Origin of the sequence: Streptomyces sp. JW3 (assembly GCF_052216785.1) — a bacterium.
In the GTDB taxonomy this organism is placed as follows: Bacteria; Actinomycetota; Actinomycetes; order Streptomycetales; family Streptomycetaceae; genus Streptomyces.
This window is the reverse complement of sequence record NZ_JBQOUX010000055.1, coordinates 25,765-49,989: the sequence shown is the minus strand read 5'-3', so window position 1 is coordinate 49,989 and position 24,225 is coordinate 25,765. Positions and strand designations below refer to the sequence as shown.

General features: G+C 72.1%; 26 protein-coding genes. 12 read left to right on the top strand and 14 right to left on the bottom strand.

The features are described 5' to 3' along the window. Positions 1-86: 86 nt before the first annotated feature. The 4 genes from ACTT8P_RS22270 to ACTT8P_RS22255 all read right to left on the bottom strand — a co-directional run bounded on the left by ACTT8P_RS22270 (position 87) and on the right by ACTT8P_RS22255 (position 4,294). The gene (locus ACTT8P_RS22270) at positions 87-812 is read right to left on the bottom strand and encodes a class III extradiol dioxygenase subunit B-like domain-containing protein (protein ID WP_442833458.1); all 726 of its coding nucleotides are present in this window, start codon (positions 810-812) and stop codon (positions 87-89) included. Between the two features lie 161 nt (positions 813-973). Next, positions 974-2,494 (bottom strand): tRNA (N6-isopentenyl adenosine(37)-C2)-methylthiotransferase MiaB, encoded by a 1,521-nt coding sequence (gene miaB, locus ACTT8P_RS22265; protein ID WP_442833457.1) that lies wholly within the window; start codon positions 2,492-2,494, stop codon positions 974-976. 67 nt (positions 2,495-2,561) lie between these two features. Continuing rightward, positions 2,562-3,230: a response regulator gene (locus ACTT8P_RS22260; protein WP_442833456.1), complete on the bottom strand. Its 669-nt coding sequence runs from the start codon at positions 3,228-3,230 to the stop codon at positions 2,562-2,564. Continuing rightward, positions 3,227-4,294 carry a HAMP domain-containing sensor histidine kinase gene (locus ACTT8P_RS22255; protein WP_442833455.1) on the bottom strand — a complete coding sequence of 356 codons (1,068 nt, stop codon included), beginning with the start codon at positions 4,292-4,294 and terminating at the stop codon, positions 3,227-3,229. Before ACTT8P_RS22255 ends, ACTT8P_RS22260 begins: the two co-directional genes overlap by 4 nt. A gap of 245 nt (positions 4,295-4,539) precedes the next feature. Here ACTT8P_RS22255 and ACTT8P_RS22250 point away from each other — a divergent pair, with 245 nt between their 5' ends. Together ACTT8P_RS22250 and ACTT8P_RS22245 are read left to right on the top strand one after the other, a co-directional pair. Next, entirely contained in the window at positions 4,540-5,025 is a 486-nt protein-coding gene (locus ACTT8P_RS22250; RefSeq protein WP_442833454.1) for a cation:proton antiporter regulatory subunit, read from the top strand. A gap of 4 nt (positions 5,026-5,029) precedes the next feature. After that, complete coding sequence (locus ACTT8P_RS22245; protein ID WP_442833453.1) at positions 5,030-6,268, top strand: cation:proton antiporter; 1,239 nt, start codon at positions 5,030-5,032, stop codon at positions 6,266-6,268. A 128-nt stretch (positions 6,269-6,396) separates the two neighbouring features. Here ACTT8P_RS22245 and ACTT8P_RS22240 read toward each other — a convergent pair whose 3' ends face one another. Continuing rightward, positions 6,397-6,831 carry a MazG nucleotide pyrophosphohydrolase domain-containing protein gene (locus ACTT8P_RS22240; protein WP_442833452.1) on the bottom strand — a complete coding sequence of 145 codons (435 nt, stop codon included), beginning with the start codon at positions 6,829-6,831 and terminating at the stop codon, positions 6,397-6,399. Between the two features lie 89 nt (positions 6,832-6,920). On the opposite strand from ACTT8P_RS22240, the gene ACTT8P_RS22235 reads away from it, so the two are divergent. Then, a complete protein-coding gene (locus ACTT8P_RS22235; RefSeq protein ID WP_442833451.1) occupies positions 6,921-7,916 on the top strand; it encodes a TAXI family TRAP transporter solute-binding subunit in 996 nt (331 codons plus the stop codon). Here the strand turns inward: ACTT8P_RS22235 and ACTT8P_RS22230 are convergent. Continuing rightward, positions 7,906-9,330: an ATP-binding protein gene (locus ACTT8P_RS22230; protein WP_442833450.1), complete on the bottom strand. Its 1,425-nt coding sequence runs from the start codon at positions 9,328-9,330 to the stop codon at positions 7,906-7,908. The genes ACTT8P_RS22235 and ACTT8P_RS22230 overlap by 11 nt on opposite strands. Before the next feature lie 9 nt (positions 9,331-9,339). Continuing rightward, entirely contained in the window at positions 9,340-10,023 is a 684-nt protein-coding gene (locus ACTT8P_RS22225) for a response regulator transcription factor (protein WP_442833449.1), read from the bottom strand. 287 nt (positions 10,024-10,310) lie between these two features. Between ACTT8P_RS22225 and ACTT8P_RS22220 the strand changes: the two genes are divergently transcribed. From ACTT8P_RS22220 to ACTT8P_RS22185, 8 genes are all read left to right on the top strand, one after another. Beyond that, the gene (locus ACTT8P_RS22220; protein WP_442833448.1) at positions 10,311-11,087 is read left to right on the top strand and encodes an amino acid ABC transporter ATP-binding protein; all 777 of its coding nucleotides are present in this window, start codon (positions 10,311-10,313) and stop codon (positions 11,085-11,087) included. A gap of 100 nt (positions 11,088-11,187) precedes the next feature. After that, a complete protein-coding gene (locus ACTT8P_RS22215; RefSeq protein WP_361162929.1) occupies positions 11,188-12,021 on the top strand; it encodes a glutamate ABC transporter substrate-binding protein in 834 nt (277 codons plus the stop codon). Between the two features lie 84 nt (positions 12,022-12,105). Further along, positions 12,106-12,774 (top strand): amino acid ABC transporter permease, encoded by a 669-nt coding sequence (locus ACTT8P_RS22210; protein WP_442833447.1) that lies wholly within the window; start codon positions 12,106-12,108, stop codon positions 12,772-12,774. Further along, positions 12,771-13,652, top strand: a complete 882-nt coding sequence (locus tag ACTT8P_RS22205; RefSeq protein ID WP_442833446.1) for an amino acid ABC transporter permease — start codon at positions 12,771-12,773, stop codon at positions 13,650-13,652. Before ACTT8P_RS22210 ends, ACTT8P_RS22205 begins: the two co-directional genes overlap by 4 nt. Positions 13,653-13,910: 258 nt before the next feature. Then, a complete protein-coding gene (locus ACTT8P_RS22200; RefSeq protein WP_442833445.1) occupies positions 13,911-15,557 on the top strand; it encodes an FAD-dependent monooxygenase in 1,647 nt (548 codons plus the stop codon). 80 nt (positions 15,558-15,637) lie between these two features. Further along, a complete protein-coding gene (locus tag ACTT8P_RS22195; RefSeq protein WP_311605579.1) occupies positions 15,638-15,724 on the top strand; it encodes a putative leader peptide in 87 nt (28 codons plus the stop codon). A 75-nt stretch (positions 15,725-15,799) separates the two neighbouring features. Then, the gene (locus tag ACTT8P_RS22190; protein ID WP_442833444.1) at positions 15,800-16,372 is read left to right on the top strand and encodes a cysteine dioxygenase; all 573 of its coding nucleotides are present in this window, start codon (positions 15,800-15,802) and stop codon (positions 16,370-16,372) included. 173 nt (positions 16,373-16,545) lie between these two features. Beyond that, entirely contained in the window at positions 16,546-16,944 is a 399-nt protein-coding gene (locus ACTT8P_RS22185) for a rhodanese-like domain-containing protein (RefSeq protein WP_442833462.1), read from the top strand. Here ACTT8P_RS22185 and ACTT8P_RS22180 read toward each other — a convergent pair. The 5 genes from ACTT8P_RS22180 to ACTT8P_RS22160 form a co-directional block, all read right to left on the bottom strand. Next, positions 16,923-17,882 (bottom strand): sugar ABC transporter substrate-binding protein, encoded by a 960-nt coding sequence (locus ACTT8P_RS22180; protein ID WP_442833461.1) that lies wholly within the window; start codon positions 17,880-17,882, stop codon positions 16,923-16,925. The two genes, ACTT8P_RS22185 and ACTT8P_RS22180, sit on opposite strands and share 22 nt — an antisense overlap. A gap of 253 nt (positions 17,883-18,135) precedes the next feature. Further along, positions 18,136-18,948, bottom strand: coding sequence for a recombination regulator RecX (gene recX / locus ACTT8P_RS22175; protein WP_442833460.1), 813 nt, complete (start codon positions 18,946-18,948; stop codon positions 18,136-18,138). 318 nt (positions 18,949-19,266) lie between these two features. Then, the gene (gene recA / locus ACTT8P_RS22170) at positions 19,267-20,394 is read right to left on the bottom strand and encodes a recombinase RecA (protein ID WP_442833443.1); all 1,128 of its coding nucleotides are present in this window, start codon (positions 20,392-20,394) and stop codon (positions 19,267-19,269) included. Positions 20,395-20,643: 249 nt separating this feature from the next. Next, positions 20,644-21,891: an AI-2E family transporter gene (locus tag ACTT8P_RS22165; protein WP_442833442.1), complete on the bottom strand. Its 1,248-nt coding sequence runs from the start codon at positions 21,889-21,891 to the stop codon at positions 20,644-20,646. 60 nt (positions 21,892-21,951) lie between these two features. Beyond that, on the bottom strand, positions 21,952-22,146 hold the full coding sequence (locus ACTT8P_RS22160) for a DUF3046 domain-containing protein (protein ID WP_442833441.1): 195 nt from the start codon (positions 22,144-22,146) through the stop codon (positions 21,952-21,954). Positions 22,147-22,225: 79 nt separating this feature from the next. Here ACTT8P_RS22160 and ACTT8P_RS22155 point away from each other — a divergent pair, with 79 nt between their 5' ends. Then, positions 22,226-23,080: a hypothetical protein gene (locus tag ACTT8P_RS22155; RefSeq protein ID WP_442833440.1), complete on the top strand. Its 855-nt coding sequence runs from the start codon at positions 22,226-22,228 to the stop codon at positions 23,078-23,080. 6 nt (positions 23,081-23,086) lie between these two features. Here the strand turns inward: ACTT8P_RS22155 and ACTT8P_RS22150 are convergent, their stop codons facing one another. After that, the gene (locus tag ACTT8P_RS22150; RefSeq protein WP_442833439.1) at positions 23,087-23,395 is read right to left on the bottom strand and encodes an AzlD domain-containing protein; all 309 of its coding nucleotides are present in this window, start codon (positions 23,393-23,395) and stop codon (positions 23,087-23,089) included. Continuing rightward, complete coding sequence (locus ACTT8P_RS22145) at positions 23,392-24,075, bottom strand: AzlC family ABC transporter permease (RefSeq protein WP_442833438.1); 684 nt, start codon at positions 24,073-24,075, stop codon at positions 23,392-23,394. The genes ACTT8P_RS22150 and ACTT8P_RS22145 overlap by 4 nt, the downstream gene beginning before the upstream one ends. Between the last annotated feature and the right edge of the window lie 150 nt (positions 24,076-24,225).

Here is a 24,225-nt window from a genome sequence, read left to right as displayed (position 1 = left end):
GCGCATGGGCTCCGGGCCGTCCGCCGTCGGGTACCGGCGCACCCTGCTTCAGCGCCACGGCGCTACGGCGCTACGGCGCTACGGCGCTACGACCAGGCGGCCACCATGTAGCCGACCCCATAGGGCGCGTCCGCGTACAGCAGCGCGCCGCTCAGGCCGGTGCCCTCAGCGGCGCCCGCGAGGACCTGCCAGGGTGCCCGACCCGACACCTTCAGCTCGTGGGCCAGCTCCGCGTCCAGGGCCCTGAGCGCCGCCAGGTCCGCCGCGCCCAGCGCGCTGGCCGCCTCCGCGTCGAAGGGTGCCGCCCGCTCGTCGAGATAGCCGGGCGCCTTGAGCGTGCGGCAGGCACTGGCGTCTCCCAGCACGAGCATCGCCACCCGGCCGGCCCGCCCGGCGATGTCTTGCCCGAGGGCGGCGCACCCCTCGGCGGCTAGGGACTCCCCCACGCCGAGCCCTTCGACCGGCGCGTCGGACCACCCCGTCCGCGCCAGCAGCCAGGCACCGACAGCGAGCCCGTACGGCAGCTCCGGCCCGGTCACCTGACCGCCCCGGTCGGCACCGAGCCGTACGTCCACATCCACGCCGAAGCCGCGGAACGTTCCGCGGGTGCCCTGGGGGTACCGCTCGGTCTCCTCCGGTCCGGTGCCCTCGGCGGGCCCGACGACCATGAGCAGGTCGGGCCGCGCGGCGGCGAGCACGCCCAGCGCGTCCGTGCACGTGGCGCGCACCGGGTCGAGTTCCGGCGCGGCGCCCGAGGCGACCTCGGGGACCAGGAGGGGCGGGCAAGGACAGACGGCGGCGGCGACAAGCATGATCGGCAGCGTATCCCCGTCCGTCCGGGACGGCTTTCAGGGCGGCGGGGTCGGCGGGACGCGGACCGGCCTGCCGGCATTCACCTCTGCGTCCCTTGCGGCCGATGGCCACCGCCCCGGCCACCGCCCCGCGCGACTCCCGGCGGCTCCCGGTCGTGCGGTCAGTCGCAGCCGCAGCCGCCGACCGCGGCCGGCAGTGGTTCGGGGACGCCGATCTTCGGCAGGCCCAGCAGCACGCCCGTGGGCTTGGCGGTCTGCTCCGCCGTGTGGCGCTTCTCCCAGGCGTCGCCCGCGCGGGTGCGCCGCACGGCGCGGACGGCGCCCTCCGCGAGCAGGTGGTGCGGGGCGGCGTAGGTGATCTCGACGGTGACCACGTCGCCGGGGCGGACCTCCTGGTCCGGCTTGGTGAAGTGGACCAGGCGGTTGTCGGGGGCACGGCCGGAGAGGCGGTGGGTGCTGCCGTCCTTGCGGCCCTCGCCCTCCGCGACCATCAGCTCCACGGTGCGGCCGACCTGCTTCTTGTTCTCCTCCCAGGAGATCTCCTCCTGGAGGGCGACCAGCCGCTCATAGCGCTCCTGGACGACCTTCTTGGGGATCTGGCCGTCCATCTCGGCGGCCGGGGTGCCGGGGCGCTTGGAGTACTGGAAGGTGAACGCCTGCGCGAACCGGGCCTCGCGGACGACGTGCAGGGTCTGCTCGAAGTCCGCCTCGGTCTCGCCGGGGAAGCCCACGATGATGTCGGTGGTGATCGCGGCGTGCGGGATGGCGGCGCGGACCTTCTCGATGATCCCGAGGTAGCGCTCCTGGCGGTAGGAGCGGCGCATCGCCTTGAGGACCGGGTCGGAGCCGGACTGGAGCGGCATGTGCAGCTGCGGCATCACGTTCGGTGTCTCGGCCATGGCGGCGATCACGTCGTCGGTGAAGTCGCGCGGATGCGGTGAGGTGAAGCGGACCCGCTCCAGGCCGTCGATGGTGCCGCAGGCCCGCAGCAGCTTGCTGAACGCCTCGCGGTCGCCGATGTCCGAGCCGTACGCGTTGACGTTCTGCCCGAGCAGGGTGATCTCGGAGACGCCCTCGGCGACCAGGGCCTCGACCTCGGCCAGGATGTCGCCGGGGCGGCGGTCCTTCTCCTTGCCGCGCAGGGCGGGGACGATGCAGAAGGTGCAGGTGTTGTTGCAGCCCACCGAGATGGAGACCCAGGCGGCGTAGGCGCTCTCGCGGCGGGTGGGCAGCGTGGACGGGAACGCCTCCAGCGACTCGGCGATCTCGACCTGTGCCTCCTCCTGCACGCGGGCGCGCTCCAGGAGGACCGGCAGCTTGCCGATGTTGTGCGTGCCGAAGACCACGTCCACCCAGGGGGCGCGTTTCACGATGGTGTCGCGGTCCTTCTGGGCCAGACAGCCGCCGACCGCGATCTGCATGCCGGGGCGGCTCGCCTTCTTCGGGGCGAGGTGGCCCAGGTTGCCGTACAGCTTGTTGTCGGCGTTCTCACGCACCGCGCAGGTGTTGAAGACGACGACGTCCGCGTCGCCGTCGGCGCTCTCGGGGGCGCGGACGTACCCGGCGTCCTCCAACAGACCTGACAATCGCTCGGAGTCGTGGACGTTCATCTGGCACCCGTAGGTGCGTACCTCGTATGTGCGGGGGGCGCCCACGGTCTGGCTCCGGTCGATGCTGGTCATGGCAATAAGGGTAGGCGGTCCGCGGCAGTGACCCGGGCGGCCTGTGGACAACCGTGAAAGCCGCTGGTCAGGGCTCGATGAGGCCGGCCCGGATCGCGTACCGGGTCAGCTCCAGGCGGTCCCGGACGCCGAGCTTCTGGAGCAGGTTGGCGCGGTGCCGTTCGACGGTCTTGGCGCTGATGAAGAGGAGTTCGCCGATCTCCTTGGAGGTGTGGCCCTCGGCGACGAGCTTGAGGATCTCCTCCTCACGTTCGGTGATCGGCCGCGCGGGCAGTCCGTCGCCCCGGTGCAGGCGGTCCAGGTAGGCGCGGACCAGGGCGCGCTCGGCGCCCGGGTAGATGAACGGCTCGTCGCGCACGGCGGCCCGGCACGCCTCCACCAGGTCGCGGTCGGCGACCGATTTGAGCACGTAACCGCAGGCGCCCGCCTTGAGGGCCTCGAAGAAGTACTGCTCGTTGTCGTACATCGTCAGGATGAGGATGCGCAGGTCGGGCAGGCGGCGGGAGAGTTCGCGGGCCGCTTGGAGGCCGGTCATCCGGGGCATGGCGACGTCCAGGACGGCGAGGTCCACGTCGCCGGACCGGGCCGCCGCGACCGCCTCGGCGCCGTCCCCGGCCTCGGCGACGACTCTCAGGTCGGGTTCGCCGTCGAGTATGAGGCGCACACCGCGGCGTACCAGGGTGTGGTCGTCGGCGAGCAGGACGCGGATCGGGGGCGGCGGGGAGTGGGTGGTCATCGGCGGTCTCCGGGCGCGGTGGGCGCGTTCGCGTGCGGGTCGGGGCCGGGCCTTCCGGTCGGCACGCGCGCGTGGAGGTCGGCTCCGGGCCTTCCGGTCAGTACGCGCGCGTGGGGGCCGGTTCCGGCGGGTGCTGCGGGGACGCGCAGGCGTACGTCGGTGCCCCCGTCCGGGCCGGATGCCACCGACAGGTCGGCTCCCACCAGCAGGGCGCGTTCCCGCATGCCGCCGATGCCGGTCCCCTCGGGGGCGTCGCCGATGCCGGTGCCGTTGTCGCGGACCAGGAGTTCGACGGCGTCGGGAAGCCGACGCAGGGTGACGTCGGCACGGTCGGCGGCGGAGTGCCGGGCGGTGTTGGTCAGGCCCTCCTGAGCGACCCGGTAGAGGACGAGTTCCGCCTCCGGGGAGAGCGGGGGCAGCTCGCCGGGGACCTGGTGGCGCACGGTGAGCCCGTGGTGGGTGAACTCGGCGGCGAGCGAGCGCAGGGCGCTGGCCAGGCCCAGCTCCTCCAGCACGCCGGGGCGCAGCCGGCGGGCGATGCGCCGGATCTCGTCCAGTCCGGCCCGGGTCGCCTCCTGGGTCTGGCCCACCTCGTCGCGCAGTTCGGCGGGCACCCGGTCAGCGACCCGTTTGAGCTGGAGCAGGACGGCGGTGAGGGTCTGACCGACCTCGTCGTGCAGTTCCCGGGCGATGCGGTGCCGCTCGCGTTCCTGGGCGTGCAGCGCGTGGGCGGCCCCGGCGGCGCGTTCCGCCTGGAGACGGTCGAGCATGGTGTTGTACGTCGCGATCAGCACGGCCGCCTCGGCCGGGCCGGAGACCTCCGGGCGGGTTCCGGGACGCAGCAGGTCGGCGGTGGACATCGCGTGGCCCAGCCGGCGCAGCGGGGTGAGGCCGACCCGCAGCACGATCGCGTTGCCGATCAGCAGCGCGGCGAGGCCGCCGAGCAGGATCAGTGCCTCGTGCGGCAGCACGGGGGTGGAGACGGTGACCGGTCCCAGCAGCAGCGCGGTGGCCAGTACCAGGCCGGTGGCGTTGAGCGAGAAGATCCGCCAGAACAGCGACACGGTCTGCTTCCCGCTCCCTCCGGAACTCGCGGACGCGGCTTTCGCGGACGCCGGTGCGGCGGACGCCGCTCTCGCCCACGACGCCGCCGGGAGCAGTCTCCGTACTCCCGGCCGGTTGCGCATATCCGTCACGACACCCATATCGCCACCGTACGTGCGGGTGACAGCATGGCGACGCGCCACCGGACACCCATGGGCACCGGGCCGGGCGCAGCACAGCACGAGAACGAACGAGGAGAAGCCACGTGTCCGCTCCACGCCTGAGGGCGACGCCGCTGCCGGGCATCGGGGTCCAGTACGACCTGGTCACCCGGGAACACCGCCAGCTGTCGGTGGTGGCGCACCGGGACGGCGCCCGCACGGTCAACGTGTACCGGGCCGACGACCCCGACTCCTGCGCGCAGTCCCTGAAGCTGACGTCCGCCGAGGCGGATGCGCTGATCAACGCGCTGAAGCCGTCGCACCAGAGCGCGAGCCTGCTGGGCGCCTCCGGCCTCGGGCTGGTGGCCGAGCGGATCGAGGTGGCCGCGACCTCCCACTGGAACGGGCGGGTGCTGGGCGACACCAGGATGCGGACCGAGACCGGCGCGTCGATCGTGGCCGTGCTGCGGCACGCCGAGGCGGTCCCGTCCCCGACCCCGGACTTCCGGCTGATGGGCGGCGACCTGGTGATCGTCATCGGCACCCGAGAAGGCGTCGACGCGGCCGCGGCGATACTCGGGCGGGAGTGACCCGGTGCACGGTTCCGCGGTACTGCTGATCGAGTTCGGTTCCATCATCCTGGGCCTCGGCCTGCTCGGCCGGTTCGCCGGCCGGTTCGGGCTCTCCCCCATCCCGCTGTACCTGCTCGCCGGGCTGGCCTTCGGCGAGGGCGGGCTGCTGCCGCTCGGCGCGAGCGAGGAGTTCGTCGCGACCGGCGCCGAGATCGGCGTCATCCTGCTGCTGCTGATGCTGGGCCTGGAGTACACGGCCGGTGACCTGGTCACCAATCTGAAGTCGCACTATCCGGCGGGGCTCGTGGACTGCGCGTTCAACGCCCTGCCGGGCGCGGTGGCGGCGCTGCTGATGGGCTGGGGCCCGGTCGCCGCCGTCGTACTGGCCGGGGTCACCTGGATCTCGTCGTCCGGTGTGATCGCCAAGGTGCTCGGCGATCTCGGCCGGGTCGGCAACCGGGAGACCCCGGTGATCCTCAGCGTGCTGGTCCTGGAGGACCTGGCGATGGCGGTGTACCTGCCGATCGTCACGGCGCTGGTGGCCGGTGCCGGGCTGATGACGGGCAGCGTGACGCTGGCGATCGCGCTGGGCGCGGCCGGGATCGTGCTGTTCGTGGCGGTCCGCTACGGCCGGGTGATCTCCCGGTTCGTCTCCAGCGACGACCCGGAGAAGCTGCTCCTGGTCGTGCTGGGTCTGACGATCCTGGTCGCTGGTGTGGCCCAGCAGCTCCAGGTGTCGGCGGCGGTCGGCGCGTTCCTGGTGGGCATCGCGCTGTCCGGGGAGGTCGCGGAGGGCGCGCACACGCTGTTGAGCCCGCTGCGGGACCTGTTCGCCGCCGTGTTCTTCGTCTTCTTCGGGCTGCACACCGACCCGGCGAGCATTCCGCCGGTGCTGCTGCCCGCCCTCGCGCTGGCGGTCCTCACCGCCCTGACGAAGATCGCCACGGGATACTGGGCGGCGCGGCGGGCCGGGATCTCGGTCAAGGGGCGCTGGCGGGCGGGCGGCGCGCTGGTGGCCCGCGGCGAGTTCTCCATCGTGATCGCGGGGCTCGCCGTCTCGGCCGGTATCGAACCGTCCCTCGGCCCGCTGGCCACGGCGTACGTGCTGATTCTGGTCATTCTCGGTCCGCTCACCGCCCGGTACACCGAGTCGGTCGCGAGCCTGCTGGCCCGCCGCCGGAACGCCAGGCGGGACCGCCGCCCGGACGTCCCCGAGGAGACCCCCCGGACGGCTGACGCGGAGGCGACGGTGGCCGACTGAGGAGCGGGACGATCCGGCGACGGTGGCCGAGTGAAGGGCGGGACAGCCCGGCGACGGTGGCCGAGGAGCGGGGCGATCCGGCGACGGTGGCCGACTGAGGCGCAGGGCAGCCCGGCGACGGTGGCCGGCTAAGAGGCGGGGCAGTCCGGCGTCCACCCCTGCCGCCGCAGCACCCCCGCCACGTCCGGTGCCTCGTAGTGCTCGCCCTTGAGGACCTTCCCGTCGGCCCTGCGGCTGATCTGCCCCTCTGGGCCCAGCTTCGTCATGTTGGACCGGTGTATCTCGGCGATCACCGCGTCCAGGTCGATGCCGTGCACCAACGCCGTGCCGTAGGCGACGTAGACCACGTCGGCCAGCTCGTGCGCGAGGTGGTCCAGCGGTCCTTCGACGGAGACCTCAGCCACCTCCGCCGCCTCCTCGGCGAGCAGTTCGCCGCGGTGGGCGGCCAGGCGCGGATCCACCCGCGCCGGGGTGTCGCGGGTGTCCAGCCCGAAGGTCCGGTGGAAGGCCCGGACCAGGTCAGCAGGGGACGAAGTCGCGCGGTCGGCGGGGGACGAACTCATGCGACCGACTGTAACGACCGCCTGTGACAATCCGGCCCCGCGCCCGGCCGCCCTGGTCAGCGGGCATGCGGGCTGGCAGGATCGCGCGCATGCCCACGCTGTTCTCCCGTATCGGCACCCGCCGGGCCCTGCTGGGCGCGACGGCCGCCGTCGTCGCGTTCGGCCTGCTGCTGTGGTGGCTGCTGCCGCTGGGCGAGAAGCCCCCGACGGGGACGATCACGCTGGCCACCGGCACCCGCGCGGGGGTCTACCAGAAGTACGGCGAACTGCTGCGCGAGCAGCTGCGCAAGGACATGCCGGGGCTGAAGGTGCGGCTGCGCACCAGCGCGGGCTCCCAGGAGAACGTCGCGCGGGTGGCGACCGGCCGGGCCGACTTCGCGATCGCCGCGGCCGACGCGGTGGAGACGTACGCCTTCGACGACCGGCCCGGCGCCGACCGGCTGCGCGGGGTGGCGCGGCTGTACGACGACTACGTACAGCTGGTCGTCTCCGCCGACTCGCCGATCCAGTCAGTCGCCGACCTGCGGGGCAAGCGGGTGGCCATCGGGCTGCCCGACTCGGGCGTGCGGCTGATAGCGACCCGGCTGCTGAAGGCCGCGGGCATCGATCCGCAGACGGACATCACCCCGCGGGCCGACGGCATCGACACCGGCCCCGAGCGGCTGGGGCACGGGCTCGACGCGTTCTTCTGGTCGGGCGGGCTGCCGACGGACGGGCTGGAACGGATCGCCAAGAAGCCGTCGTTCCGGTTCGTGCCGATCGAGGAGAAGCTCGTCGCCAAGCTGCACGACCAGGCGGGGCCGACCCGCTACTACCGGGCCGCCGCCATGCCGGAGTCGGCCTATCCCACGGTCCAGAACGGGTACGCGGTGCCGACGATGGCGGTGTCCAACGTGCTGATCACGCGGGAGGACGCCGATCCCCGGATCACCGAGTGGCTGACCCGGACGGTGATCGAGAGCCGGGACGGCATCGGGGCGCACGTGCACTCGGCCCAGCTGGTCGATCTGCGCACGGCGATCTACACCGACCCGCTCCAGCTCCACGAGGGCGCCCGGCGCTACTACGCGTCCGTCAAACCCTGACCGGCCCGGGGCTGTCCGGGGGCGCGCTCCTCGGCACCGACACCGTCACCTTCAGCCCGTGCGGACGATGGTGCTCGTAGGCCATCGTGCCGCCGCCCGCGGCGAGCAGGGCGCGGCAGATGGACAGGCCGAGCCCGGAGCCCTTGATGTTCTGGTGCCGGCCGCTGCGCCAGAAACGGTCGCCGACCCGGGAGAGTTCCTCGTCGGTCAGACCGGGGCCGCGGTCGGCGACGACGACCGTCGAGGAGACGCCGTCGGAGGCGACCGTGACCTGCACGATCTCGCCCTCGGGGGTGAACTTCACCGCGTTGTCGATCACCGCGTCCAGGGCGCTGGAGAGCGCCACCGGGTCCGCCCAGGCGGTGGTCGGCGGGCAGTCCCCGGCCAGCACCACGCCCTTGGCCGCGGCCGTCGGCGACCAGGCCGCGACCCGCTCGGCGGCCAGCGCGCCGATGTCGGTGACCTTCAGGTCGGGCTCGGTGTGCTCGGCCAGCGCCAGGTCCAGCAGGTCGTCCAGGACGTGGGCCAGCCGCTTGCCCTCGGTCTGCACGGAAGCGATCTCCGCGTTGCCCTCGGGCAGCTCGAAGGCGAGCAGCTCGATGCGGAGCAGCAGCGCGGCCAGCGGGTTGCGCAGTTGGTGGGAGGCGTCGGCGACGAAGGCGCGCTGCTGCTCCAGCACGTCCTCGACGTTGTCCACCATCTCGTTGAACGACCGGGCCAGCCGCCGAAGTTCCGGCGGTCCCCCGGACGGGGCGACCCGGGACTTGAGGCGGCCGGTGGCGATCTGGTGGGTGGTGGCGTCCAGGACGCGTACGGGGCGCAGCACCCAGCCGGTGAGCCGCAGGGCGGCGCCCACGGCCAGTAACATCGCGGCGATCTCACCGGCGGCGATGACCAGCCAGCCGTCCAGGGTGCGCGAGCGCATCGGACCGGTGGGCGAGTCGGTGACCACCACCGCGACCACGTCGCCGTCCCGGATGACCGGTGAGGCGACCACCAGCCGGCCGTCCTCCCAGGGCCACACCTGCTCCGGGTCGTGGCTGCGGCGGCTGAGCAGCGCCTCGTCGAAGGCGTCCCGCGCCTCGCCCTGCTGGGGGAGGAACCAGGTGGTCGGGGCGTTGGCCATGGGGATGTGATTGGTGTAGAAGACGGCGGCCCGGATGTCGTAGACCTCGTAGTAGCTGATCAGTTCGCTCTGGAGGGTCGCCAGCCGCTCGGTGGGCGTGGTGCGCGACCCTGAGGGCGCGTCGCCGACGAACTGGGCGAGCGCCGCGAACCGCGCGGTGTCGTCGATCCGGTCGACGACCGTCTCCTGCTGCTCGGCCCGGGCCACGCTGACGGCGAGTGGCACGCCGAACGCCAGCAGGACGGCCGCCATCAGGACGATCAGCAGCGGCAGCAGACGCGCGCGCACCCGGGCCCGCTACGCGGTGGGCGCGACGAGGCGGTAGCCGACGCCGCGCACGGTCTCGATCAGGGCGGGCCGGCGCAGCTTGGCGCGCAGGGAGGCGACGTGCACCTCCAGGGTGCGCCCGGTCCCCTCCCAGCTGGTGCGCCAGACCTCGCTGATGATCTGTTCCCGGCGGAAGACCACGCCGGGGCGCTGGGCGAGCAGGGCGAGCAGGTCGAACTCCTTGCGGGTGAGCTGGACGACGGTACCGTCCACCCGTACCTGGCGGGTGGGCAGTTCGATGTGCACGGCGCCGAGGCGCACCTCGTGCTCCGCGCCCGGCGCGTCCTCGTGGGCGGTGCGCCGGCTGACGGCGTGGATCCGGGCCAGCAGTTCGCCGGTGTCGTACGGCTTGACCACGTAGTCGTCGGCGCCCAGGTTGAGGCCGTGGATGCGGGAGCGGACGTCCGCGCGGGCGGTCACCATGATGACCGGCGTGGCGGTGCGCTTGCGTATCTTGCCGCAGACCTCGTAGCCGTCCTGGTCGGGCAGGCCCAGGTCGAGCAGGACGACACCGAAGCCGTCGCTCTCGGGGACCAGCGCCCGCAGCGCCTCCTCGCCGCTGCGCGCGTGGGTGACGTCGAAGCCGTGCCGCGCCAGGATCGCGGACAGGGCGGCGGCGACATGGTTGTCGTCCTCGACGAGCAGCAGTCTCATCCGGTCCCCCTTCGGTTCATCCGCCGTACGCTCGGCACGGGTACAAACGACGTCGGTACGCGCGCGTACCCGTGCAGTCACGCTGATGGACAGGGACGGCGTCAAGAGGGTTCCGGTTGCGGAAACCCCGAAGTTATCCGGCCGATATGCGCCCTGCTCGTACGTGCTACGACACGTGTCCGATCGCTATCGGATCGTGATGCTCAGATCCTCCTCAGATGTAATGACGCAGGTCGTCCGGCGTCACTACTGTCCTCCAAAACCGAGGAGGACGGAGCCTCAGAGCGATGACCGAAGTATCGGTGGCCAAGGATGACGTGGCCGCAACCGGCGATCTGGTCGTACTGAAGAATGTCAACAAGCACTTCGGCGCGTTGCACGTGCTCCAGGACATCGATCTGACGATCGCCCGCGGCGAGGTCGTCGTGGTGATCGGGCCCTCCGGGTCCGGTAAGTCCACGCTGTGCCGCACCATCAACCGGCTGGAGACGATCGACTCCGGCGCCATCACGATCGACGCCAAGCCGCTGCCCCAGGAGGGCCGGGAGCTGGCGCGACTGCGGGCCGACGTCGGCATGGTCTTCCAGTCCTTCAACCTCTTCGCGCACAAGACGGTGCTCGACAACGTCATCCTGGGCCAGGTCAAGGTCCGCAAGGCGGACAAGAAGCAGGCCGAGGAGAAGGCCCGGGCCCTGCTCGACCGGGTCGGGGTGGGCCATCAGGCGGACAAGTACCCCGCGCAGCTCTCCGGCGGCCAGCAGCAGCGCGTCGCGATCGCCCGCGCGCTGGCCATGGACCCGAAGGTGATGCTCTTCGACGAGCCGACCTCGGCGCTGGACCCGGAGATGATCAACGAGGTCCTGGAGGTCATGCAGCAGCTCGCCCGGGACGGCATGACGATGATCGTCGTCACGCACGAGATGGGCTTCGCCCGCTCCGCGGCCAACCGGGTGGTCTTCATGGCGGACGGCCGGATCGTCGAAGAGGCCACGCCGGACCAGTTCTTCAGCAACCCGCGCAGCGACCGCGCCAAGGACTTCCTGTCGAAGATCCTGCACCACTGACGCCGCTGCTCCACCGACGCCGCTGCCCCACACCCGGCTCACGTCACCCGCGCTTGACGGCCCCATCTGCTCATCTGAACACAGTCGAAGGATGTTCACCATGAAGCTCCGCAAGGTCACCGCCGCCTCGGCCACCGTGCTCGCCCTCGCCCTGTCCGCCACCGCCTGCGGCTCCGGCGACGACGACAGCGGCTCCTCCGGGGACAGCAAGAAGATCACCATCGGCATCAAGTTCGACCAGCCGGGCCTCGGCCAGAAGACCCCGGACGGCTACGCGGGCTTCGACGTGGACGTCGCCACCTATGTCGCCAAGAAGCTCGGCTACAGCGAGGACCAGATCGAGTGGAAGGAGGCGAAGAGCGCCGACCGCGAGACCATGCTCCAGCGCGGTGACGTCGACTTCATCGCCGCCACCTACTCGATCACCGACGAGCGGGCCGAGAAGGTCGACTTCGCCGGCCCGTACCTGCTGGCCCACCAGGACGTGCTGCTGCGCGCCGACGACAGCAAGATCAAGGCGCCGGAGGACCTGAACGACGCCAAGCTGTGTTCGGTCACCGGCTCCACCTCGGCGCAGAACGTCAAGGACAAGCTCGCGCCCAAGGCCCAGCTCCAGAACTACCCGACCTACTCGGCCTGTCTGACCGGTCTTCAGAACGGCGCCATCGACGCGCTGACCACGGACGACTCGATCCTCGCCGGTTACGCCTCGCAGTCGCAGTTCAAGGGCAAGTTCAAGCTCGGCGGCTTCAAGATGACCAACGAGAACTACGGCATCGGGGTCAAGAAGGGCAGCGACCTCAAGGCCAAGATCAACACCGCGCTCGAGGCGATGGTCTCCGACGGCGCCTGGGACACGGCCGTCAAGGACAACCTCGGCCCGGCCGACTACAAGAACGAGCCCGCGCCGAAGATCGGCGACATCAAGAGCTGAGGCAGCGCCTGACAGGGTGCGCCGTCCCGGGTGGGGGCGGCGCACCCTGTGCGGGCACCCCTACACGCGGAAGCGCGGGAGATCGTGTTCGACTTCTTGGAAGACTACGACCTGCTGGGAGCCTTCTGGACGACGGTGCAGCTCACCCTGCTGTCGGCCGTCGGCTCCCTGATCTGGGGCACTCTGCTGGCCGCCATGCGCGTCAGCCCGGTCCCGCTGATGCGCGGTTTCGGGACCGCGTACGTGAACATCGTGCGGAACATTCCGCTCACCGTCATCATCCTGTTCTCGTCCCTGGGCCTGAGCCAGACCCTGGGCGTCACCCTGGGCGCCGGCGGCAACTTCGAGTCGCTCAACTTCCGGCTCGCCGTCCTCGGCCTGATCCTCTACACCTCGTCCTTCGTCTGTGAGGCGCTGCGCTCCGGCATCAACACGGTGCCGGTCGGCCAGGCCGAGGCGGCCCGGGCCATCGGCCTCAGCTTCGGCCAGGTGCTGTCCCTGGTGGTGCTCCCCCAGGCGTTCCGCTCCTCCGTGACCCCGCTGGCCAACGTGCTGATCGCGCTCACCAAGAACACCACGGTGGCCGCCGCGATCGGGGTCGCCGAGGCGGCGCTGCTGATGAAGGAGATGATCGAGAACGAGGCCCAGCTGCTGCTGATCTCCGCGATCATCGCCCTCGGTTTCGTGATTCTGACGCTGCCGACCGGTCTGATCCTGGGCTGGGTGGGCAAGAAGGTGGCGGTGAAGCGATGAGCTCCGTTCTCTACGACGCCCAGGGCCCCCGGGCCAAGCGGCGCAACATCGTCCTCACCGCGGTCTTCGTGGTCGCCGTCGCCGCCCTGCTGTGGTGGGTCATCGGCACGCTCCAGGACAAGGGCCAGCTGGAGTGGGCCAAGTGGGAGATGTTCTTCACCGGCACCGAGGCCTGGTCGACGTACATCTGGCCGGGCCTGGAGAACACCCTCAAGGCGGCCGCCCTCGCGGTGGTGATAGCGCTGCCGCTCGGCGCCGTGTTCGGCATCGCCCGGCTGTCGGACCACCGCTGGGTGCGGATCCCGGCCGGCATCGTGGTGGAGTTCTTCCGCTCCATCCCGGTCCTGGTCCTGATGATCTTCGGTCTGGCGCTGTTCGCCGAGTACACCGACGTCAGCTCGGACGACCGTCCGCTGTACGCGGTCGTCACGGGTCTGGTGCTGTACAACGCCTCGGTGCTCGCCGAGATCGTCCGGGCCGGCATCCTCACCCTGCCCAAGGGCCAGTCCGAGGCCGCGATGGCGATCGGTCTGCGCAAGGGCCAGCTGATGCGGCTGATCCTGCTGCCGCAGGCGGTCACCGCGATGCTGCCGGCCATCGTCAGCCAGCTCGTGGTGATCGTGAAGGACACCGCCCTCGGCGGCGCCGTCCTCACCTACTCCGAGCTGCTGTCCTCGGCCAACACCATGAGCGGCTACTACGGCGCCAACACCATCGCCAGCTTCACGGTGGTGGCCCTGATCTACATCGCGATCAACTTCGCCCTCACCAGCTTCGCGAGCTGGCTGGAGCGCCGGCTGCGGCAGGGCAAGAAGTCGACCGGCGCGGTCCTCACGGCCGACGACAACCAGCCGAACGCCGGAGCGGTGTCGGCCTGACGGCCACTCGTCCCGCGGCATCCCCGCGGCACCCGCGCACCGCCCGCACGGAGGCAGTGGCATGATCGCCGCTGCCTCCGTCGGTGTCTGCGTCAGTCTCCCGCGCCGGTGTGCGCGCCGATGTCCGCATCGGTGTCTCCGTCGCTTGACGCGGACACCGGCAATGGGTTGCATACGTTCTGTGATCGTGCACCCTGCTCAAACGTCCTGTTCACCTGTGTCCCGGCGGACACCGCAGCGGGCAGGGGGCGCCGCGCCGTGGACCCGGTGATCATCGTCGGAGCGGGGCCCGTCGGGCTCACGCTCGCCCTTGCCCTGGCCCGGCAGGAGGTGCCCTGCGTCGTCCTCGACGAGGGACCGGGCAAGGACGAACCACGCCCCGCGCGCACCGTCGTCCTGCCCGAGGACACCGTCGCCCTGCTCGAACGGCTCACCCGTGCGCCGCTGGCCCGGCTCGGTTTCCGTTGGGCCGGATGGCGGTCGATGCGGCGCAAGCAGGTGACGCGCGAGATCACGTTCGACGACACCGACCCCGCCCCGCTGCACCTCGCCCAGCACCTGCTGACCGGCGCGCTGCGCACCGCCCTGGCCCGCGAGTCCCTGGTGAGGATCGCCGTGGACAGCCGCCTGGACACCCTGGAGCAGGAGCCCTCCGGTGTCACCGTCCACACCCGTGGCCCCAAGGGCACCTGGTGGCGCGGCAGTTACCTGATCGGCTGCGACGGCCCCCGCTCCACCGTGCGCAAGCTCCAGGACATCCGCTTCCCGGGCCGTACGGCGGTGGAACGGCACGCCGTCGCCGCGCTGCGCACCGAACTGCCGTGGAGTGAAGAAGCGTTGCTCCACCGCTCCCCGCCGTGGCGTACGTCCGGCCCGGCGGCCGGCGAGATCACCGGCCGGCCGCTGCCCGACGGGGTGTGGCGGCTGGACTGGCTGCTGCCGCCCGGCAAGGACCTGGTCACCCCCGAACTGCTCGTCTCCCGCATCCGCGAGACCCTCGCCGGCTGGAACGGCGGGGACACCCCGGCCTACGAACTCCTCGACACCGGCGTCCACACCGTCCACCACCGCCTCGCCCGCCGCTGGCGGGTGGGCCGGGTGCTGCTCGCCGGGGACGCGGCCCACCTGCTCGGCGCACTGGGCACCCAGGGACTCGACGAGGGACTGCGGGACGCCGACAACCTGGCCTGGAAGCTGGCGGCGGCCTGGCACCACGGACCCGGCCCGAACGACGCCCTCCTCGACAGCTACCAGGCCGAGCGGCGCACCGCGGTCGCCGCCCGGCTGCGCGCCGCCGACCAGGCCCTGCCGCTGCTGCGCGGCGGCGGCGGACTGCGCGGATACGTCCCCGGCTCGGCCCGGGGGCACGACGCGCTGCACACGGACGGTCACTTGGGGCGCGGCGCGCTCGGTGCGCCGGGGGCGTACCCCGATTCACCGCTCGCACCTCCGCGCCTCGACGGGGAGACAACAGTCGGTACGGCGCCCGGTGCGCAGGTCAGCGACGTACGGGTGACCGCGGAGGACGGCGCCTTCGTCCGGCTGCGCGACCGGCTGGGGCGCGGGGCGCTGCTGGTGGTGCTGGTCGCGCCGGGCACCGGCGTGTGGGAGCGCAGGCACTGGGTGACCGCCGGCATCATGCCCCGGCTGGCCGCGGCGGTGACCGCGCTGCCGTACCGCGCCGAGCTGCTGGTCGCCGAGAGCTACCCGGGCGCCGGCGCCCACACCGTGCTGCTGGTACGGCCCGACGGACACCTGGTCACGGCGTTGAACGGGGTGCGTCCGGCCGACCTGTACACAGCGGCCGAGGCGGCGCTGGGCGGGGCGGCGGGCTCGGCTCGGGAGGCTTCGGCGGCGTCGGCTTCGGCGTCCGCCGCTACGTCCGCGTCCGCGGCTTCCGGCTGAGACACCACTCCTCGTCACCGTACCGCCCGCATGGTGACGGTGAGTTGACCGGTCCGCACGGTCATGGTGTACTCCGGACCATGACCGACACCGATGTGCGCCTGTGGCGGAGGGTCCATATGGACCTCGTCCGCTATGCGGGCTGCGTGTGTCGTCCGTCCTGCTGAATTCGCCTCCCTCTTCCTCGCGCGCGCCGTTCCGCACGCCGCCGCGCGCTCCCGCGAACTTCCAGGACGGTAACCGTGTCTGTCTCCACCCCTGCTCCCAGCCCTTCCACCTCCGCTTCCTCCCCCGCTTCCTCCTCCGCGGCGGCGCGCTCGGCCGCGCCCACCCAGGCCGAGCTGCTCGCCTTCGCCCGCCGGGCCGCCGCCGACACCGCGCTCGTCGCCTCGCTTCCCCTCGACCCCCAGGGCCGGACCTGGGTACGGCTGGAGGGGCCGGGCGGCAGCGAGGCGTGGCTGATCGGCTGGCCGCCCGGCACCGGCACCGGCTGGCACGACCACGCCGACTCGGTGGGCGCGTTCGTGACCGCGGCCGGCGAGCTCAAGGAGAACGCGCTCGCCGTCCGGCTGCCCACCCACGCCTGGCGCACCCTGGAACTGGCCGACGGCGTCGACCGGGCACGCCGGCTGTCGGCCGGGCAGGGACGCGCCTTCGGCCGGCACCACGTGCACGAGGTGCTCAACGAGTCCCCGGACCAGCACGCCGTCTCGGTCCATGCCTACTACCCGCCGCTGCCGCTGATGCGCCGCTACAGCCGCACCGGCCCCGTACTCCGCCTGGAGCAGGTCGAACGCCCGGAGGACTGGCAGTGACCGGCCCGGACGGGTCTGACGGGCGCGGGGGGACTCTGCGAAGCGAGACGTCCACCGGGCGCGAGGAGACCGCGGAGGGCGAGGAGAGCGCGCGGGGCGAACCGCCCGCCGGACACGAAGAGACCGGACGCGAGGAGACCGCAAGGGCCGAGGAAACCGCCCGGCACGAGGGGATCGACGCCCTGCTGGCGCGCGTACGCCGGGGCTACCAGCGGATCAAGCCCCGCGAGGCGTACCGGGCCGCCGAGGCGGGCGAGGCCCTCCTGGTCGACATCCGGTACGCAGCGCTGCGCGAGCGGGACGGCCTGATCCCCGGCGCCCTGGTGATCGAGCGCAACGAACTGGAGTGGCGGCTGGACCCCCGGGGCAGCCACCGCGTCCCCGAGGCCACCGGCCACGACCTGCGGATCGTCGTCCTGTGCAACGAGGGGTACGCCTCCAGCCTGGCGGCGGAGTCCCTGCACCGTCTGGGGCTGCGCCGGGCCACCGATCTGACCGGCGGCTTCCAGGCCTGGCGGGCGGCCGGGCTGCCGGTGCGGCGCCCACCGGCTCAGGCGTCGGAGTCGCAGTAGAACGGTGCCGTGTCCGCCGTGCTCTTGGTGATCAGCCGGATCGGCGTCTTGGCGATCTTCTCCGCCGTCCGGCCGCGCAGCAGGGCGATGGTGTTACGTACGGCCAGTTCCCCGGTCTCACCGGCCGAGTTGGAGACGGTCGCCGAGAACCGGCCGTCCTTGAGCGCGGCCAGCGCCTCGTCGGTCCCGTTGACCGTCACGATCCGCACCCCGTCGGCACCGGCCGCGTCGAACGCCTCGCGGGCGGCGAACGCCATCTGCTCGTTCGCGACGAAGGCGTAGTCCAGGTCCGGATGGTCCCGGATCATGGCCGCGGCGACCTTGCGGGCCTTGTCGGCGTCGTACATGCCGGGTTCGGTGGCGACCACCCGGACGTTGCCGGGCAGCGCCTTGGTGAGGCCGCCGACGAGCAGGTCGGAGGCGGCACCGGGCGCTCCGGCGATCACCCCGGCCTTGGCCGGGCGGCCCGCGGCGTCCCGGTCGATCCACTGGGCGTCCAGCCGGCCCACCGCCTTGAGGTCGACGACGACGGCACCGAGGATGTCGGACGGATCGGTGCTGACGGAGGTCAGGAAGATGGGGACATCCGCTTCCTGCGCCTTGGCGACACCGCGCTTGAGCACGTCCGTGCTGACCGTCTGGAGGATGATCGCGTCGACCTTGCGGGCGATCATGTCCTCGATGTTGGACAGTTCCGTCGCGGCGTCCTGCCGGGAGTTGGCCGTCACCAGCGTGGCGAAGTTGGTCCTGGCCGTCAGCTCGACGGTCTTCTGGAGGCACTGGTGGAACTCACTGTCGCCCCCGTTGACGAACCCGAGGGTGAGCCGGCCGTCGACCGAGGTCCCCGAATCCGCGTCGGAGAACACGCCGCAGCCGCTCAGCAGCAGACCCGCGCTGAGCAGCAGGGCGAGGGGGGCGCTTCGGGGCGAGGTGGGGATTCGGGCCGGGGTGGGAATCCGGGACGGGCTGGAAAAGGGCGTGACTGAGGGCACGGCGGGCCGCCTTTCTGGACACGGAGAAGATCCGTGCGGGTTTCAGCCCTCCGACCGGAACTCCAGGGGGCGGCGCATGCGCGACGTCACGGCTCGGGCACCCGCGCGACGGCAGCAGACGGTACAGCCGCGTGGGGAAGGGTGACCCTTCCGGGAACGCAAGGTAATCGTGCGCCGCGAGTGGGCTCGGCCCGCCCCGTCAGAACGACGTCCCGTCCCCGTCCCCGGCCCCGGCCCCGTCCCCGTCCCCGTCCCCGTCCCCGAGGAACTCCGTGTCCTCGCCCTCCTCCTCCAGCGCCTGGCGGACCACTCTCAGGGCCATGCCCTCCGAGTAGCCCTTGCGGGCCAGCACGCCCGCGAGCCGGCGCAGCCGCTTGTCCCGGTCGAGCCCGCGGGTGGAGCGCAGTTTCCGGGCGACCAGCTCACGCGCGGTCTCCTCCTCCTGCTCGGAGTCGAGCTGCGAGACCGCCTCGTCGATGAGGGCGGAATCGACGCCCTTGGTCCGCAGTTCCCGGGCGAGCGCGCGCCGGGCCAGTCCCCGGCCGTGGTGCCGGGACTCCACCCAGGCATCCGCGAAGGCACCGTCGTTGATCAGGCCGACCTCCTCGAACCGGGACAGCACCTCCTCCGCGGCGTCCTCGGGGATCTCCTTCTTGCGCAGGGCGTCGGCGAGTTGCTTACGGGTGCGCGGGGTCCCGGTGAGCAGGCGCAGACAGATCGCCCGTGCCTGCTCGACCGGGTCCCGCGGAGGCTCCCCCTTCTCGGCCCTCGACGAGAAAGTGACGCCTCCGTCCTCAGCGGGCCCGTCCCCGCGGTCGCGCGCGCGTCGCCCCCGGGAACCACCCGCACCTTCCCGGGCCCGGGCCCGACCACCGCCCCGGCGCGTCCCGCCGACACCGCGTGAACCACTGCCGTAGCCCTCGCCGTCCTCCGTCCCTCTTCCGTACGGCCCGTCCGGCTCATCCCTCCCGCCGGCCCCGAAACCACCGTCAGCCTCGTGCTCCCCGTACAGCGCCTCGGCACCGAACGGCGGCGCCCCGTCGTGCGCGGCCGGACCGTCAGACGGGGCCGAGCCACCGAACGAAGCCGCGCCGCCGTACGAGGCCGAGCCGCCGTACGGCGACGGACGACGACCGCGCCCCGCCCCCGTACCGGCGACCGCCCCCACGGCGTCACCGCCGTCCCCATATCCGTCGCCGTATCCGTCTCCGTGCCCGTCCCCACCCTCCCGGGTGGAGCCCTCGTCGCCCCGGCCGCCCCGCCCGCGCCACCGCGCCGGGGTGGCCGGGTAGGCGTCGTACTCGGCCCAGTCGGTTCGTCGCGTCACGGGTCAGCTCTTGGCGGCCGCGGCCTTGGTCTTGGTGGCCTTGGCGGCGGGCGCCGGCACCGTCGTGGCCGCGTCGGCCGGAGCGGCGGGGACCGCGGCGGCGTCCGTACCCGGCTCGGCGGCCGGCTCCTCGGGGCGGGCCCCGACGCCCAGCTTCTCCTTGATCTTCCGCTCGATCTCGTTGGCGAGGTCGGGGTTGTCCTTCAGGAAGTTACGGGCGTTCTCCTTGCCCTGGCCGAGCTGGTCGCCCTCGTACGTGTACCAGGCACCGGCCTTGCGGACAAAGCCGTTCTCCACGCCCATGTCGATCAGGCCGCCCTCGCGGCTGATGCCGTGGCCGTAGAGGATGTCGAACTCGGCCTGCTTGAAGGGGGGCGCGACCTTGTTCTTGACGACCTTGCAGCGGGTGCGGTTGCCGACCGCCTCCGTGCCGTCCTTCAGCGTCTCGATGCGCCGGATGTCGATGCGCACCGAGGCGTAGAACTTCAGCGCGCGGCCACCGGTGGTGGTCTCCGGGGAGCCGAACATCACGCCGATCTTCTCGCGGAGCTGGTTGATGAAGATCGCGGTGGTCTTGGACTGGTTGAGCGCGCTGGTGATCTTCCGCAGGGCCTGGCTCATCAGCCGCGCCTGGAGACCGACGTGGCTGTCGCCCATCTCGCCCTCGATCTCCGCACGCGGGACGAGCGCGGCGACGGAGTCGATGACGATGAGGTCGAGGGCACCGGAGCGGACCAGCATGTCCACGATCTCCAGGGCCTGCTCGCCGTTGTCCGGCTGGGAGAGGATCAGGTTGTCGATGTCGACGCCGAGCTTCTTGGCGTACTCGGGGTCGAGGGCGTGCTCCGCGTCCACGAAGGCGACCTGGCCGCCGGCCTTCTGCGCGTTCGCCACCGCGTGCAGGGTCAGGGTCGTCTTGCCGGAGGACTCCGGACCGTAGACCTCCACCACGCGGCCGCGCGGCAGACCGCCGACACCGAGGGCCACGTCGAGCGCGGTAGACCCGGTCGGGATGACCTCGATGGGGTCGTTCGGCCGGTCACCCATGCGCATGACCGCGCCCTTGCCGAATTGCCGTTCAATCTGTGCGAGAGCGGCGTCCAGCGCCTTCTCGCGGTCGGTTCCTGCCATGGGTTCCACCCGATTTGCTTGAGTCGATCGCTTCACGTCAAAGACGCTAACGCCTGCCACTGACAATGCGCCCCGACGCAGGTCCGACCTGTGGATAACTCGGGTGCATCTCCGTCCATAGCCAACCGAATCGCCCATCGCGAGCGCCCGTCGACGCTTCCATAAGAATGGATGTTCGATTTTCGTGTCAAGCGCACCACACGCACACCGCACGCCCCTCCCGAGGCCACGCCGCAGCCCTGCGGCCGCTCAGGAAGAGCCCCTCCGGGACCGCTGTGCGGACCACCTGGCCCACACCTGCCGCGCGCGCGTGAAGGCCCCCGGCCCCGCCCCTCGGTCCCGGCGCCCGTGGACCCGGGGGTCGTCCGTGACGTCGTACCGCTTGATGTACGCACCCAGGAACGCCTGGAGCGTGGCGACCGCCGGGATCGCGATCAGCGCGCCGACGGCACCGAGCAGCGCGGTGCCCGCGACGACCGAGCCGAAGGCGACCGCGGGATGGATGTCGACGGTCTTCGAGGTCAGCTTGGGTTGCAGCACATAGTTCTCGAACTGCTGGTAGATCACCACGAAGACCAGCACCCACAGCGCGTACCAGGGGTTGACCGTGAAGGCGATCAGCATCGGCAGGGCGCCCGCGAGGTAGGTGCCGATGGTCGGGATGAACTGCGACACCAGCCCCACCCACACGGCGAGCGCGGGCGCGTAGGGCACTTCCAGGATCTCCAGCAGGACGTAGTGCGCCACCCCGGAGATCAGTGCCATCAGGCCGCGTGAGTACAGATAGCCGCCGGTCTTGTTCACGGCGATCTCCCACGCGCGCAGTACCTCGGCCTGCCGGGCGGGCGGCAGGACGGAGCAGAGCGCGCGGCGCAGCCGTGGTCCGTCGGCGGCGAAGTAGAACGCGAACAGGGTGATCGTCAGCAGTTGGAAGAGTCCGCCGAGGACCTGGGCGGACACGTCCAGGACTCCGGTGGCGCTGTTCTGCACGTAGTTGCGCAGCCAGTCGGAGCGGAGCAGGCCCTCCTGGATGTCGACCCGGCGCAGCTCGGTGTGGAAATGGCCGTTGACCCAGTTGATGACGGAGTCGAGGTACTCGGGGAACTCCTCGACCATCTTGACGATCTGGCCCGCGAGCATGGAGCCGAGCAGCGTGACGAAGCCCGCGGCGGCGATCAGCACGGCGAGGAAGACGAGGAAGGTGGCCAGCCCCCGGCGCAGTCCCCGCGCGGCCATCCAGCTGACCGCGGGCTCGATGGCGAGGGCCAGGAAGAACGCGATCAGGACGTTGATCAGCAGGCCGGTGAGCTGGTGGAAGGCCCAGCTGCTCAGCTGGAAGACGGCGTAGAGCGTGAGGGCGAGCACCATGGCCCGGGGCAGCCAGCGCGGCATGCGGCCGGCCGGCCCGGCGGGGCCCGCCGGAGGGCCGGCGGGCGGCGTCGGGCCGGACGGGGATGAGTGCGGGGCTTCCCGCCCGGTCTCGTCAGTGGATGCCACGGTCCCAGTTTCGCCCACGCCACCGACAGCCGGACGCCGTCCGGCGATCTTCGTGACGATTCAGCGCTTCTCTTGTGGCACGTTCATGACCGAGCACACCACGCGCCACACGTCCTTCGCCTCCCAGCCGGAATTCAGCGCCTCGTTCACCGTGCGCCCGCCCAGCTCCGCCATCACGTGGTCGCGCGCGAAGGTGTCGGCGTACCCGGAACCGAAGTGTTCCGCCATCCGCTGCCAGAAGACCGTCAACCGCATGCCCCCAGTATCCCGCCCATGGGTGCGGGACCGGCCCGGGCCGCCTGCGGAGACCGCTTTCCGCCCTACGGTCTGACACATGGCCGACACCGCGGTTCCGCTCCCCCCGACGCCCACGGCACGCTCCCCGCTGGCCCGTGCCGAGCACTTCGTGTGGCTCACCGCGCGGGTGCTGGAACGACATCTGTTCGCGTACCACTTCCGGGGCGGTGCGGCGGCCCCGGTGGAGACGGCGCTCGACGCCTACCGCAACCCGGACGGCGGCTACGGCCACGCGCTGGACCCGGCGCTGCGCGGCCCGGACAGCCAGGTGCCGCACACCGTGCACGCCTTGCGCGTCCTGGACGCCGTGGGCCGCCGCAACGGACCACTCGTCGAACAGATGTGCCGCTACCTGGCCTCCCTCTCCACCTCGGACGGCGCCCTGCCCGGCGCGCTGACCGCCACCGGCCCGGTGGTCGGCCTGCTGCACCGCAACGGGGTGTGGCACGCCTGGCTCTTCCGGGCCACCGAGTTCTGCTGGCTCAGGACCGAGTCCTTGCGCAGCCGCGACCCTTACGAGATCCGGGCGGCGGTGGCCTTCCTGGACTCCGTCCCCGATCGCCTCCGCGCGGAGGCGATCGCCGACCGCCTGGGCCGCCTGCTGCGCGAGCAGCACCTGGCGGTACTGGACCCGGACGCCCGCACCCCCGGCGAACGTCGCCTCCTCCCCCACGACTACGCGCCCACTCCGCGCTCCCTCGCGCGCGCGTGGTTCACGGACGACGAGATGGCACGCTCCCTGGACTTCCTGGCCGCGGCACAGGAGCAGGACGGAGGCTGGCCGGTGCACAGCCCCGACCGGAGGACACCGAGCGCCGTCCTGGAGGCCCGCCCCGGGGCGACCATCGGCGCCCTGCGCACCCTCCACGCGCACGGCCGCTCCGTCACCTGACGCCGCTCACCCGCCCAGCGCCCGCGCCCCGGCGGTCACCGCGACCGCCACGGCGACGACCAGCAGGAACGGCGCGCGCAGGACCAGCGCGACAGCCGCCGCCGCGACCCCGGCGGCCCGCGCGTCCAGCACGAGCACCCGCCCGTCGGCGAAGGTCTGCTGCGCTGTGAGGGCGGCCAGCAGGGCGACCGGAAGCAGCGCGGCCAACCGGCGCACCAGGGGCCGCCCCAGGGCGCCCGCGGGCACCAGCAGCCCGGCGAGCTTGACCGCGTAGCACCCCAGCGCGGTCAGGCCGATCGCGATCCAGACGTTCACCGCGCGTCCTCACGTCCGCGCCGCCCCCGCGCCCACAGCACGGCCGGCGCGGCCAGCGCGGCGACCAGTACCGGCGTACCGGTCGGCAGCACCGGCAGCAGACCGAGCCCCAGCAGCACCGCGAGCCCGGCCACCGTCCGCTCGACCGAGGTCTTCAGCATCGGCGCGAGCAACGCCAGGAACACCGCGGGCCCGGCCGCGTCGAGCCCCCAGGCGTCGGTGTCCCCGATGGCCTCCGCCCCCAGCGCGCCCAACAGCGTCGTGAGGTTCCACAGCACATAAAGGCTCACCCCGGTGACCGTGAACCCGAGCCGCACCGCCCGCCGGGTCGGCTGGGCCAGCGCCACCGCGGCCGTCTCGTCGATGACCCACTGCGCGGCGAACGGCCGCACCACCTTCGGCAGGGCCAGCAACTGCGACAGCCGCAGCCCGTAGAAGGCGTTGCGCACCCCCAGGAAGAAGGCCCCGGCCGCGGCGGTGAAGGGGTTCCCCCCGGCCGCGAGCGCCCCCACCAGCGCGAACTGCGACGCCCCCGTGAACACCAATAGACTGAGCGCACAGGTCTGGGCCAGTGTCAGCCCACCTCCCGCCGAGGTCACCCCGAAGGCGAACCCGGACAACCCCACGGCGACACCGACCCCCAGACCGTCCCGCACGACGGCCGCGTCGGACTTCCGCACACCTTCTCGAATCACTGTCTCTTCCACTGCCACACCGCAGACGGTAGGACCAACCGCCACCGGACGTCTCGCACGTTCTCGCGCTCCCGCCGCTGGGCACCCCCGTCCCCAGCGGGAAAGGCGCCGCACCCGCCCGCGGCGCGAAGGGGC